Source organism: Allobosea sp. 2RAB26 (genome assembly GCF_052115465.1).
Taxonomy (GTDB): Bacteria; Pseudomonadota; Alphaproteobacteria; order Rhizobiales; family Beijerinckiaceae; genus Allobosea.
Window position 1 is genome coordinate 104708 of the sequence record NZ_JBFRGS010000005.1, and the last position, 12856, is coordinate 117563.

General features: G+C 64.7%; 10 protein-coding genes and 1 tRNA gene. 8 read left to right on the top strand and 3 right to left on the bottom strand.

From position 1 onward, the window contains the following. Positions 1-212 precede the first annotated feature (212 nt). Positions 213-1652: an MFS transporter gene (locus AB4118_RS10940; RefSeq protein ID WP_441489740.1), complete on the top strand. Its 1440-nt coding sequence runs from the start codon at positions 213-215 to the stop codon at positions 1650-1652. 87 nt (positions 1653-1739) lie between these two features. On the opposite strand, the gene AB4118_RS10945 is transcribed toward AB4118_RS10940, so the two are convergent. Then, positions 1740-2456, bottom strand: coding sequence for an RlmE family RNA methyltransferase (locus tag AB4118_RS10945; protein ID WP_113515802.1), 717 nt, complete (start codon positions 2454-2456; stop codon positions 1740-1742). Positions 2457-2521: 65 nt separating this feature from the next. Continuing rightward, the gene (locus AB4118_RS10950) at positions 2522-3646 is read right to left on the bottom strand and encodes a Ppx/GppA phosphatase family protein (protein WP_441489741.1); all 1125 of its coding nucleotides are present in this window, start codon (positions 3644-3646) and stop codon (positions 2522-2524) included. A 206-nt stretch (positions 3647-3852) separates the two neighbouring features. Between AB4118_RS10950 and glpK the strand changes: the two genes are divergently transcribed. The 3 genes from glpK (at position 3853) to AB4118_RS10965 (ending at position 6614) form a co-directional block, all read left to right on the top strand. Beyond that, entirely contained in the window at positions 3853-5355 is a 1503-nt protein-coding gene (glpK, locus tag AB4118_RS10955) for a glycerol kinase GlpK (RefSeq protein ID WP_441489742.1), read from the top strand. A 104-nt stretch (positions 5356-5459) separates the two neighbouring features. Continuing rightward, positions 5460-5533: transfer RNA gene (locus AB4118_RS10960), tRNA-Gln, on the top strand. A gap of 181 nt (positions 5534-5714) precedes the next feature. Further along, entirely contained in the window at positions 5715-6614 is a 900-nt protein-coding gene (locus tag AB4118_RS10965; RefSeq protein ID WP_441489743.1) for an HNH endonuclease, read from the top strand. Between the two features lie 156 nt (positions 6615-6770). Here AB4118_RS10965 and AB4118_RS10970 read toward each other — a convergent pair whose 3' ends face one another. Continuing rightward, positions 6771-7349, bottom strand: coding sequence for a cupin domain-containing protein (locus AB4118_RS10970; protein ID WP_441489744.1), 579 nt, complete (start codon positions 7347-7349; stop codon positions 6771-6773). Positions 7350-7683: 334 nt separating this feature from the next. On the opposite strand from AB4118_RS10970, the gene AB4118_RS10975 reads away from it, so the two are divergent. The 4 genes from AB4118_RS10975 to AB4118_RS10990 are packed head-to-tail and all read left to right on the top strand — an operon-like array spanning position 7684 to position 12808. After that, positions 7684-9330 (top strand): amidohydrolase, encoded by a 1647-nt coding sequence (locus AB4118_RS10975; RefSeq protein WP_441489745.1) that lies wholly within the window; start codon positions 7684-7686, stop codon positions 9328-9330. A gap of 11 nt (positions 9331-9341) precedes the next feature. Then, positions 9342-10283: an ABC transporter permease gene (locus tag AB4118_RS10980; RefSeq protein ID WP_069880300.1), complete on the top strand. Its 942-nt coding sequence runs from the start codon at positions 9342-9344 to the stop codon at positions 10281-10283. Further along, positions 10283-11191: an ABC transporter permease gene (locus AB4118_RS10985; RefSeq protein WP_441489746.1), complete on the top strand. Its 909-nt coding sequence runs from the start codon at positions 10283-10285 to the stop codon at positions 11189-11191. The genes AB4118_RS10980 and AB4118_RS10985 overlap by 1 nt, the downstream gene beginning before the upstream one ends. A gap of 27 nt (positions 11192-11218) precedes the next feature. After that, the gene (locus tag AB4118_RS10990; RefSeq protein WP_441489747.1) at positions 11219-12808 is read left to right on the top strand and encodes an ABC transporter substrate-binding protein; all 1590 of its coding nucleotides are present in this window, start codon (positions 11219-11221) and stop codon (positions 12806-12808) included. Positions 12809-12856 lie beyond the last annotated feature (48 nt).

Below are 12856 nucleotides of genomic sequence, written 5' to 3' on the forward strand. Positions count from 1 at the left end.
TTGACGAGGCCCGATATCATGCGTGCGGCATCGCCGCTAGTGGCCTCAGCCGAAATTGAGGCGGATTATGCTGCGCTGCGATAACGCGACTCATGCGACAGGCGCAGAGCGTCTCTTCGCGATCCAGGCAAAATGGCCGTGTTCATGCCACATCCGGCGTGGCAAAGAACAAAACTCTCCGATCCCGCTCCGGGCCGCAAGGTTCCTTATCCGTGCAACGCGCCAAACTCCTGCCCCTGATCGTCGCCTGCGCGCTGTTCATGGAGAACACCGACTCCACCGTGATTGCGACCTCGCTGCCGGTGATCGCGCAATCGCTGGGCGAGGACCCGATCGCGCTCAAGCTGGCGCTGACCTCCTATCTCGTCAGCCTCGCGGTTTTCATCCCGATCTCGGGCTGGATGGCCGATCGCTACGGCGCCCGCACGATTTTCCGCACGGCGCTTGGCGTCTTCATGCTGGGCTCGATCCTGTGTGCGATCTCGAATTCGCTCGGGGCTTTCGTCGGCGCGCGCTTCGTTCAGGGCATGGGTGGGGCCATGATGGTGCCCGTCGGTCGGCTGGTCATCCTGCGCAGCGTCGAGAAATCGCAGCTCGTCAGTGCGCTGGCCTATCTGACCGTGCCGGCCCTGGTCGGGCCGGTGGTCGGGCCGCCGCTCGGTGGCTTCATCACCACCTATTTCGACTGGCGCTGGATCTTCTTCATCAATATCCCGATCGGGCTGATCGGCATCGTTCTGGCGAGCCGCTTCTTCGAGGATGTCCGCGAGGAGGACGTCGCGCCGCTCGATCTCCGGGGCTTCCTGCTGTCGGCCTTCGGCTTCGCGGCGCTGATGCTGGGGCTTGCGACCGGCGGCCGGCATCTGGTGCCGATCGAGGCCTCGATCGGCTTCGTCATCGCGGGCCTGGCCTCGCTGATGACCTATCTCTGGCATGCGCGCCGAACGGCCTATCCGGTTCTGAATCTCTCGCTCTTCAAGATCCCGACATACCGGATCGGCGTGCTCGGCGGCTCGATCTTCCGGGTCGGCATCGGGGCGATCCCCTTCCTGCTGCCGCTGATGCTTCAGCTCGGCTTTGGCTATGATGCGCTGCATTCCGGCCTGATCACGTTTGCGTCCGCCGCCGGCGCCATGATCATGAAGACGCTGGCCAAGACGATCCTCGCGCGGTTCGGCTTCCGCCATGTCCTGATCTTCAATGCGCTGATCGGATCGGCCTTCCTGTCAGCATCCGGGCTGTTCACGCCGACGACACCGCAATGGCTGATGCTCAGCGTGCTGCTGATCGGTGGGTGCTTCCGCTCGCTGCAATTCACCGGCATCAATGCGCTGAGCTATGCCGATGTCTCGAACCGGGACATGTCGAGCGCGACCAGCCTCTCCAGCGTGGCGCAGCAATTGTCGCTCAGCCTCGGGATCACGATCGGCGCATTCGCGCTGGAGGCGGCGAACATGCTGAACGGCGGCAAGGCGCTGGGTGCGCATGATTTCTGGCCGGCCTTCGTGCTGGTCGGGCTGATTTCGGCCTCGTCGGCGCTCTGGATGACGCGGCTTGCCCCCGATGCCGGCGCCGAGGTTTCCGGTCACGCACCGCTCAGCGCGCGCAAGGCAACGGCCCAGGCAATCGAGGATCAGAAGCCGCTGGACTGAAGGGCTGGCCGGCAACTCCAGCGCTCAGGCGAGGGGGTAAGCAGGGGGCGCCGTCTCGACCTCCCCCTCGCATATTTGGAAGGCAGATCAGCCCTCGGTGTCCGCTGCCGGCTGTTCCTTGCGACGATAGCCGGTCGCCAGCACGTAGAGCTCCGAGGAATCCGCCCGGCTCGCTGCCGGCTTGACATTGCGCACCGTAGTGAAATCGCGCTTGAGCATGGCCAGCAGTTCCGCGCTTTCGCCGCCCTGGAACAGTTTTGCCAGGAAGAAGCCGCCGGGCGCCAGAATCGAATAGGCGAATTCCAGCGCCGCCTCGGCCAGCGCGATGATCTTGAGATGGTCTGTCTTCTTGTGGCCGGTGGTGTTGGCCGCCATGTCGGACATCACGCCGTCGGCCCGGCCGCCGAGCCGCTCGGTCAGCAGGGCAGGGGCCTCGTCGGCCATGAAATCCATCTCGATGAGATCGACGCCCGGGATCGGATCGACGTGCAGCAGGTCGATGCCGACGATCGCGCCCTTGCCCCGCTCGAGCCCGATGCGCTGCGCCGCGACCTGGCACCAGCCGCCCGGCGCGCAGCCGAGGTCGATCAGCTTCTGGCCGGTCTTCAGGAACTTGTAGCGGTCATCCATTTCCTCGAGCTTGAACGCCGCGCGCGAACGAAAACCGCGCTCCTTCGCCCGCTTGACATAGGGGTCGTTGAGCTGGCGTTCGAGCCAGAGCTGCGAGGAATGCTTGAGCTTGCCGGCCTTCTTCACCTTGACCCGCATATCGCGGGCGCCGGTGCCGCCTTTGGTGGTGCTCATTGCTGGGTGGTGCTCATCTCTTGGTGGTGCTCATGGCTACGGGGCTTCCTTCCCGTGGACTTACGTCATGCCTGCCTGCGGCGCCACCAGGCGCGATCTTCATGCATCATCCGGAGCAGGATGCCCTCGCGCAGGCCGCGGTCGGCGATGCGCACTTTCCGGCTCGGGAAGGCGCGCCTGATCGCCTCGAAGATCGCACAGCCGGCAAGCACGAGATCGGCCCGCTCGCGGCCGATGCAGGCATTGGCCGAGCGGGCGGCATAGTCCATATCGACCAGCCGGTCGATGACGGCGAGGATATCCGTCTCGTCCATCCACAGCCCGTCGACCAGGCGCCGGTCATAGCGCGGCAGGCCGAGATGGATGCCGGCGACGGTGGTGACGGTGCCCGACGTGCCAAGCAGATGGAACCCGGCGGCGTCCTTTGCCGCCGCAGCGCGCGTCGCGAATGGCTTCAAGGCAGCGCTGCAATCATCGACCATGCGCTCGAATTTTTCACGCCCGACATCGACGCCGCCATAGCGCTCGGCGACAGAGACGACGCCGATCGGCAGCGATGCCCATTCGCGGATGCGCCCGGCCGGGTCGCGCGCCTGCGAGCGCCCGCCCATCCAGACGATCTCGGTGGAGCCGCCGCCGATATCGAAGACGATGACACCTTCCGCTGTGGGATGGGCTAGCGCAGCGCAACCGGTGACGGCCAGGGACGCCTCGGTCCGCTGGTCGACGATCTCAAGCTCGAGATCGGCTTCCGCAGCGACCCGGCGGACGAAGTCGAGCCCGTTGGTGGCGGCCCGGCAGGCCTCGGTCGTGACCAGGCGCGCGCGGCTGACGCCGCGATGGGTCATCTTGCTCTTGCAGATCTTCAAGGCTTCGACCGCCCGGTCCATCGCCGCATCGGCAAGCCGCCCGCTCGCTGTCAGCCCTTCGCCCAGGCGCACGATGCGGGAAAAGGCATCGACGACGCGAAAGCCATGCTGGGCCGGGCGGGCGATCAGCAGCCGGCAGTTATTGGTGCCGAGATCGAGGGCGGCATAGGTCGCGACCGGATGGCGTGAGGGCGCGAAATAAGTTTGCGTGACGGGGGCAGGGCCGAGGGGAGACGAGCCGATCGGGCGCGGATCGGCGCCATCAACCCCTGGGGATACCGCGAGCGCGATATCCCGATCCTGGCGGTCCTCGACCGTCACCGTGTTTTGACCCCTCGTCGGCCGCGGTTTGCACGCTCCGGCCGCTTGCTTCGGGTGAAGCGTAACAAGAGCCTGATGAAGATGCCAAGCGGAACCTGTGCGCTGTTCATTTGTCGGTGGAGTGCTTGCCTGCGGCGACACGCTTCGGCCAAGTTCGGGGAAAGCCCGGATCGGACGGGCCGCCACTGGGAAGGACCACTGCTGCCATGGCCGGAGCACGCTATATTCTCGCGATCGATCAGGGGACGACCTCGTCGCGCGCGATTTTGTTCGATGGTGCGCTCAGGGCTGTGGCATCGGCGCAGCGCGAGTTCCCACAGCATTTTCCGGCCTCGGGCTGGGTCGAGCATGAGCCCGAGGATCTGTGGGAGAGCGTTCTGGCGACCTGCCGCGAGGCCGTCAGCAAGGGCGGGCTCTCAGCCGCGGACATTGCCGCGATCGGCATCACCAACCAGCGCGAGACGACGCTGATCTGGGACCGCAGGACCGGGCAGGCGATCCACCGCGCCATCGTCTGGCAGGACCGGCGGACGGCGCCGCGTTGCGCCGAGCTCAGCGAGCGAGGCCATGATTCGCTGGTTTCGAGCCGGACGGGCCTGCGAATCGATCCCTATTTCTCGGCGACCAAGATCGCCTGGCTGCTCGACAATGTGCCGGGCGCGCGCCGGCGGGCGGAAGCCGGCGAACTCGCCTTCGGCACGGTCGATTGCTTCCTGCTGTGGCGGCTCACGGGTGGAGCCGTCCACGCAACCGACGCGACCAATGCGGCGCGCACCATGCTGTTCGATATCGGGCGCGGCGTCTGGGACGAGGACCTGCTCAAGCTGTTCGACATTCCCAGCTCATTGCTCCCGGAGGTTCGCGATTGCGCCTGCCTGTTCGGCGAGACGCTGCCCGAACATTTCGGCGCGGCGATCCCGGTGCGTGGCATGGCCGGCGACCAGCAGGCGGCGACGATCGGCCAGGCTTGCTTCACGCCCGGCATGGTGAAGTCGACCTATGGCACCGGCTGCTTTGCGCTTCTGAACACTGGTGCGACGCCGGTGGCGTCCCAGAACCGTCTGCTCAGCACCATCGCCTATCAGCTCGGTGGCGAGCGCACCTATGCGCTGGAGGGTTCGATCTTCGTCGCGGGGGCGGCGGTGCAATGGCTCCGTGACGGGATTGGAATCATCGAGACGGCAAGCGAGACCGGGCCGCTTGCCGAAGCGGCCGATCCGACCCAGGCGGTCTACCTGGTGCCGGCTTTCGTCGGGCTCGGCGCGCCACATTGGGACGCCGAGGCGCGTGGCGCCATTTTCGGGCTCACCCGCAACAGCGGTCCGCGCGAGCTGGCGCGGGCGACGCTGGAAAGCGTCTGTTATCAGACGCTCGATCTGCTCGACGCGATGCGCGCCGACTGGCCGGACGCCGGGCAGGGCGCTGCGGTGCTGCGCGTCGATGGCGGCATGGTCGCGTCCGACTGGACCATGCAGCGGCTCGCCGACATTCTCGCATTGCCTGTCGACAGGCCGGAGGTGCTGGAGACGACGGCTTTGGGAGCCGCCTATCTCGCCGGGCTCGATGCAGGGCTGTTGCCGGAGCCGGATCGGTTTGCCGATCTCTGGCGGCTGGAACGGCGCTTTGTGCCTGGAATGGCGAAAAGCCAGCGCGAAAAGCTGGTCATGGGCTGGCGCGACAGCGTGCGGAGGACGCTGAGTACAGGCTGACAGGTGGCCCCGTCGCCTTCATGCACAAGATTGCTCACAATGGGCTTGCCATGCGGGCGCGGGTTGTTTAGACCGCGCCTCACCAACGAAGGCGTTCACGCCGTTGGGGGATCGTCTAACGGTAGGACCCCAGACTCTGACTCTGGTTGTCTAGGTTCGAATCCTAGTCCCCCAGCCACTTTCCAGTGGCTTTCTTTGAAGATCCAAGAGCTCAGCTGTTCAGGTCTGGTTGCCATCCAAAGGGATGTCCGCCGGCTGGCCTACGATGCCTTCATTGAGGGGTACGGCAACACCGCTCTTCGCGCGCCGCTCCCGACAGGAGACTAGCGTCGGGGCGTCACACAGCGCTATCAACGGCCATGGGGTTTGGCGTCTTCATCCACCGATACGATTCGATCTACGATGACAGCCCGGCTGAGAGATATCAGTTCCCGCGGCAATATCTTGGTCGCGTTCAAGCCTGCGTCGGTGACTGGATCGTCTATTACGAGCCGCGCAAAGTGGCGAATACGCGCGGATACTTTGCCATCGCCAAAGTTCAGCAGGTCATTCCCGACCCCGCCGCACACGACATGTTCATCGCGGTGATCGAGCCTAACAGCTATCTCGACTTCGCCAATCCGGTCCCCTTCGCTGACGAGAGCGGTGTCATCGAGCGCGGCGTGCTAAACGACGAGGGCCGGATATCGGGGCGAGCACAAGCCGCAGTGCGGCCGATCTCATCGGCCGACTTCAACCGTGTTCTCGCCCTCGGCCTCGACGATGCGGAGCCACTCCTGCCGCGAAGCGATGACCTGAACGCTGCCGCCGGGCTTGCGGAAGAGCAGGCTCCCTTTGTCTTCGATCAAGCCCGAGAGCGGTTGACGATCGCGCTTTCACGGATCGTGCGCGATCGAGCATTTCGCCGAACGGTGCTGCGGGCCTATGGTGAGCGCTGTGCGATCACTGGACTCAGGCTGATCAATGGCGGCGGTCGTGCCGAGGTCGCTGCCGCCCATATTCGCCCCGTGGAGGCGAACGGGCCGGACATCGTCAGCAATGGGCTTGCGCTTTCGGGAACGGCGCATTGGATGTTCGATCGCGGGCTGATCAGTCTGTCCGATGACCTGGACATTCTGGTCTCGCGACATGCGAACGACGTCGAAGGCATCCGCGCCTTCGTGAACCGAAGCGGCCGCGCATTTGCGCCCGCGCGGCCCGTTGAGCGTCCGCATCCTCACTTCCTCAATTGGCACCGCGAGACCTGCTTCAAGCAGTAACGAGATTGCCAAGCCGCCCTTCGCCTGCGCGATCGATCAACGCGGCGGCAGCAAAGCGGCCGAGGTCCTTTGATCTCGCGCGCAGAGGCGTTTGAAAACGGCCATCGACGATCCTGGATTCTGCTCCGGCGAGGCGCGGTCGATCGCACTCGGACGTCAAAGATAGGGCGGCGTGCAGGCGCTCACGACCTCGCACCGCGTCGCGCCGACATTGCGGAAGCGGTGGGGGGTGCGGCTGTCGAAGAGATACGCATCGCCGACGCCAAGGATCTTGATCTGGTCGCCGACGGTGATCTCGAGCTCTCCCGACAGGACCACCCCGCCTTCATGGGAATCGTGCTTCAGCATGGTCACGCCGGTATCGGCGCCGGCCTCGTAGGATTCATGCAGGATCTGCAGGTTATGCGCCTTGGCGTCGCCGACCTGGCGGAACGACATGCGGCCCTCGCCGCTCCCGCCGCTGACCTGATGCAGGCGGGATGTCAGGTCCAGAAGGTCGCCGGCCTCGAAGAAGACCTTGCCGCGCGGCACGCGCTCCTCGTCAAAGAAATTCACCATCGACATCGGGATGCCGTCGAGAATCTTGCGCAAGGAAGCGACCGACGGACTGTTCCGATTCTGCTCGATCAGCGAGATCAGGCTGTGCGTCACGCCCGAGCGAGCTGCCAATTCACGTTGCGAAAGCCCGGCAGACGCCCTGATTTCCTTCAATCTTCCACCCACGTCAAAACTCATGACCGGTCTCCGCCCGTCTTCGTTCCATCACGCAATGCCTGCGACCTGATCCGCGCAGCCTGCAGCGCTTGCCTGCTCAGCGCCCCTTGCGCTGTTAAATATTCTGAGCAATGCTAGCCCCAATCCAATAAGAAAATGACTCCGAGGAAATATCAAGGATGGAAGAGTTTCTGCGGCTCGAGACCGCTGCCTAGAGCATATTCCATTATCTGACAGAGCTGAACGTCGTGGATTTAGTGCGCTAAATCTGCGTTACGCTACGCGTTTGCTTGCGCCTGGCAAGTTGCGCGCGCAGCGGTGTCAATCATTACAATGCAGCAGTGAGCGTAAGGTTATGATTCAAGCGGACGCCGTCTTGTTGAACGGCCGCATCTTCTGCGGTCTGGCCGAGGGTTTCGTCGAGGCCTTGGCGGTCAAGGACGGCACAGTCCTCGCGGCAGGTTCGACTGAGGAGATCTCGAGCCTGCGGGGAGCAGGCACGCGTGTCATCGACCTGGCCGGTCGCGTTGCGATCCCCGGCCTCAACGATGCGCATATGCATCTGCTGCCGCTCGGCGTCAGCATGAACGAAATCAATCTTCGGCCGGAAGAGGGCGTGCGCAGCATCGACGAGGTACTGCGCCGCGTCGCGACTGTCGCCAAGACGAAGAAGCCAGGCGAGTGGGTGCTCGGGCGCGGCTATGATCACAATGAACTGGCCGAGGGCCGCCATCCCACCGCCGACGAGCTCGATCAGGTGGCGCCCGACAATCCGGTCTATATCAAGCGCACCTGCGGCCATGTCGGCGTCGTCAACAGCCAGGCTATGCGCAAGGCCGGCATCGGCCACAACACGCCGAGCCCCGATGGCGGCTTGATCGAGCGGCGCGACAACAAGCTCACCGGCCTTCTGGCTGAAAGCGCCATGCGCCTGATCGTCGAGGCGATGCCGAAACCCAGCCACGCGGAGCTGACGACGGCCATCGAGCAGGCTGGCCACTACATGCTGTCGCAGGGCTTCACCAGCGTGATGGATGCCAGCGTCGGCATGCTGGCGGGCATGGCCGAGATCGATGCCTATGAGGAGATGGCCCGCACCAACCGCCTGCCGGTGCGGACCTGGGTCTGCATCTATGGCAATGCCGACGGGATCGGCGATGCCGCGCACGCGGCCGGATACCGCTTCGGGCGGGAGGTCGGCCTGCTGCGCTACGGCGCCATGAAAGTGTTCGGTGACGGGAGCGCCGGTGGTCTGACGGCGGCGATGAGCCAGCCCTATCGCGTCGGCGACCCCGACAATCGCGGCATCTTCATCTATTCCGACAAGGACATGCACGGTTACCTCGCGCATTATCACAGGCTCGGCTACCAGCTCGCGATTCATGCCATCGGCGACGCTGCGATCGAGCAGGTGCTGTCGGGGATCGAGCAGGCGGACAGTGCCGAGCACCCCGTCCTCGGGCGTCGCCACCGTATCGAGCATTGCGGCTTCCTGACCGACAGCCAGCTCGCCCGCATGGCAGCTGCCGGAATCGATCCCGTGCCGCAGCCGGTGTTCATCTACGAGTTCGGCGATCTCTACGTGCATAATCTCGGGCAGGAACGGGCTGACGCCTCCTATCCGATGCGCAAATGGTTCGATGCCGGTGTGCATCCCGCTGCAAGTTCGGATGCGCCGGTCTGCGCCACGGACCCATTCAAGAACCTCTTCACGATGGTCACGCGCCAGACCAAGCGCCACACGGTGATCGGTGCGGCGGAGCGCCTGACGATGGAGGAGGCCGTCCATGCCTATACGGCGATCGGCGCCTATACCCAGTTCGCCGAGGACCGCATGGGACGTCTCGTGCCGGGGCAGCTCGCCGATATCGCGGTTTTGTCGCACGACATCTTCGCTTCTCCGGTCGAGACCGTGGAGATGGATGCGCGCTGCGATCTGACGCTGCTGGGCGGCGAGGTGGTCTATGACCGGCTCGGCCAGTTCGCAGCCGCAGCGCAGTAGGGGGAAGCCGAATGCTGAGGCACACGCTGCAACGGCTGCTGCTCGCGCTGCCGGTCTTGTTGGGGGTTCTCCTGCTGGGCTTCCTGCTCATGCAGGTGGTCCCGACCGATCCTGCGCAGGTGCGAGCGGGGCCAACCGCCACACAGGACATCGTCGAGGCCATCCGCCGCGACCTCGGGCTCGACCAGCCGCTCTGGAAACAGTTCCTGATCTATGTCGGGCGGTTGCTGCAGGGCGATCTCGGCGTGTCGATCATCAATAACGTGCCGGTCGTCCAGGAGCTCGGCAACACGATCGGGCCGACGCTTGAGCTGATGGTCGCCTCCCTGATCTGGGCCATTCCGCTGGGCATCGCCATGGGCACGGTCGGCGCCTATTTCCGCGGCTCGATCCTTGATCGCGCGATCATGGCGGTGTCGGTCGCAGGCGTCTCCCTGCCGGTGTTCTTCCTCGGGTTGGCGCTGATCTGGCTGCTCGGCTTCAAGTATCCGCTGCTGCCTTTCACCGGTCGGATGGGGCCCTTCTGGACCTGGGACGGCTTTCTCGCGATCATCCTGCCTGCCATCACGCTGGGCGGCGTCTTCGTCGGCCCCGTCGCGCGCATGACCCGCAGCTCGGTGCTCGACGTGCTGGGAGCGGATCACGTCAGGACGGCCCGCGCCAAGGGGCTGACCGAACGGGCCGTGGTCATGCGGCATGCCCTGCGCAATGCGCTCGTTCCGGTCGTGACGCTGATCGGGCTGCAGATCGGGTTCCTGCTCGGCGGCGCCGTCGTTACCGAAACCGTCTTCAGCTGGCCCGGCATCGGCCGGCTGGCCGTTGGCGCGATCCTGTCGAGCGATCTGCCGATGGCGCAGGGCACGATCATCGTGCTGTCGCTCGGCTTCATCCTGATCAACCTTGCCGTGGACGTGCTTTATGCCGTGCTCGACCCGAGAGTGAGGGGCGCCTGATGAGCTCCATCACGCAGACGCTCGCGAAGGGGCAGGCGGAATCGCTGCCGACGCCAGCGACCGAAGACTTCATCGTCCGCCGCCCGTCGGTGCTGAGAATGCTCGTCAGCGATGTCGGCGCCTGCATCTCGCTGGTGCTCGTGGTGCTGGTGATCGCGGGGGCGATCTTCGCGCCCTGGCTTGCGCCGTCGGACCCCTATGGCGGCGATCTCGCCAATACCCTGAAGGCGCCCGGCGAGATGGGCCTGCTGGGAACGGACGGGCAGGGGCGTGACATGATCACGCGACTGCTCTTCGGCCTGCGCACCACATTGCTGATGGGGTTCGCTTCCGTCGTCTTCGGCTGTGCGCTCGGTGGCCTCGTCGGCTTCGTTGCGGCCTATTACACGCGGGTGTCGGGCCTGCTCATGCGCCTGATGGACGTGCTTCTGTCCTTTCCGGCAATCCTGTTCGGACTGGCCATCGCAGCCATTTTCGGTCCCGGGCTCACGGCCGTGATCATCGCGCTTTCGATCGCGACCGTGCCTCTGATGGCGCGCGTCGTGCGCGGCTCAGCCATCGTCGTGCTGCAGCAGGACTATATCGAGAGCGCGCGCTCGCTCGGCATGAGCGACGCACGCATCATCTTCAAATATCTGCTGCCGAACTGCCTGTCGGCGATCTTCGTCTTCGTCACGCTGCGGTTCGGCCAGGTCATCCTGCTCGGCGCGGCCCTGTCGTTCCTCGGCCTTGGCGCGCAGCCGCCGACGGCAGAGCTCGGCGCGATGGCGGCCGACGGCCGCAACTTCCTGTTCTTCGCGCCGCATGTCTCCGTCCTGCCAAGCCTCGTCATCTTCGTGGTCGTGCTTGCCTTCAACGTTCTCGGCGACGCGCTGCGCGATGCTCTCGATCCCAAGCTGCGCAAATAGACGCAGAATTTCCGGAGGTTCCCTCACATGAATAGGCTTACCGCACTGCTTCTCGGCAGCGCCGCCGCTGTTGCTGCCACCGCAGCTCCCGCCTGCGCCCAGCAGAAGGCACCGTTGTCGATCCTGCGCGTCATCGACGCCGATAATTACGATCCGATTCGTTCGACATCGACGGCTGCGGCCGAAGCGCTCTACATGCTGGCCGACACGCTGGTCAGCGTCGATTTCGACATGAAGACGATCAAGCCCGGCCTGGCGGAATCGTGGACGGTCTCTCCGGACGGCACGACCTACACGTTCAAGCTGCGCACCGATGTGAAGTTCTGCGACGGTCGTCCGATGACAGCCGAGGACGTTGTCTATTCGCTGAAGCGTTGGACCGATCCGGCCAACAAGTCGCCGGTGTCGTTCCGCGGCGGTCAGGTCAAGGACATCCGCGCGGAGGGCGATGCGACCGTCGTCTACGAGCTGAAGGAGCCCTATAGCGACCTGCTCTTCCAGATCGGCCTGTCCTTCGCTTCGGTGGTCGACAAGAACGCGGTCGAGAAACTCGGCGCCAATTTCGGCGTGCAGGGCTTCAACGCGACGGGACCCTATTGCTGGGTGAAGTGGACCCCGCGGCAGGAACTCGTGATGAAGAAGAACCCCCACTACACCTGGGGGCCGCCGATCTACAAGGATCCGAAGCCGCAGATCGACGAGATCGTCTGGAAGATCATTCCTGAGTCGAATACGCTGATGGCGGCGATCCAGGCCAAGCAGGCCGACGTCACCTACTATATGCCCTATATCGCGCTCGATACGATGCAGCGTATGCCCGGCATGCAGGTGCAGCGGCAGGACAACTATATCTACGACATCTTCATGGGCTTCAAGGTCGACAAGCCCATCTCCAGCGAGGGCGTGATCCGCGAGGCGGTCAACATGGCCGTCAACAAGGACGCCATCGCGAAGGCGATCTTCTTCGGCAAGGGCCAGACCCTGCCGGCACTCCTCAATGCCAGCGTCCTCGACTTCGACAAGGGCGCGGCCTCCAAGATGCCGAAATATGATCCGGCCGCGGCGGCCAAGCTCCTCGATGCGGCTGGCTGGAAGGCTGGTGCCGACGGCATCCGCGAGAAGGACGGCAAGAAGGCGACCTTCACGGTCTACGGCATCCGCAACGACGTCAATCCGCGGATCACCGAGGCCATGCAGGCCGACCTGCGCAAGGTCGGCATCGACATGAAGATCCAACTCTGGGATGCGACGGTCGCCTGGGGCAAGCTCGCCACGCAGGAATTCGACGCCTTCGTGATGGCCTATCCCTATGTGACGGCGACCGAGGCCTTGAACCTCTACTTCAACAGCCGCCAGGCGCCGACCCCGAACCGGATGAACTGGAAGGACCCGAAGACCGACGAGATGCTGAAGGCTGCGGCAACGGCCGTCGATGCCGACAGGCGCAAGCAGGCGATTGGCGCCGTCCAGACCCAGCTCACCGAAGCCAATGTCTGGGTGCCGCTCGTTTCCCAGCCGCTCTGGGTTGTCTCGGGCGATCGCGTCGAGGGCGTGCGTGCCCACGGTGTCTATGGCGCAGGACTCTACAAGGGCCTCGACATCAAGCTGAAGCGCTGAGCGCTTCGATGCGGCGCGGGGGAGACCCGCGCCGCATCTCCTGCTCCG

Coding starts and splice junctions, on each gene's coding strand:
- AB4118_RS10990 (WP_441489747.1), top strand. CDS start 11,219: ATGAATAGGCTTACCGCACTGCTTCTCGGCAGCGCCGCCGCTGTTGCT.
- AB4118_RS10945 (WP_113515802.1), bottom strand. CDS start 2,456: ATGAGCACCACCAAAGGCGGCACCGGCGCCCGCGATATGCGGGTCAAG.
- glpK (WP_441489742.1), top strand. CDS start 3,853: ATGGCCGGAGCACGCTATATTCTCGCGATCGATCAGGGGACGACCTCG.
- AB4118_RS10975 (WP_441489745.1), top strand. CDS start 7,684: ATGATTCAAGCGGACGCCGTCTTGTTGAACGGCCGCATCTTCTGCGGT.
- AB4118_RS10970 (WP_441489744.1), bottom strand. CDS start 7,349: ATGAGTTTTGACGTGGGTGGAAGATTGAAGGAAATCAGGGCGTCTGCC.
- AB4118_RS10980 (WP_069880300.1), top strand. CDS start 9,342: ATGCTGAGGCACACGCTGCAACGGCTGCTGCTCGCGCTGCCGGTCTTG.
- AB4118_RS10985 (WP_441489746.1), top strand. CDS start 10,283: ATGAGCTCCATCACGCAGACGCTCGCGAAGGGGCAGGCGGAATCGCTG.
- AB4118_RS10965 (WP_441489743.1), top strand. CDS start 5,715: ATGGGGTTTGGCGTCTTCATCCACCGATACGATTCGATCTACGATGAC.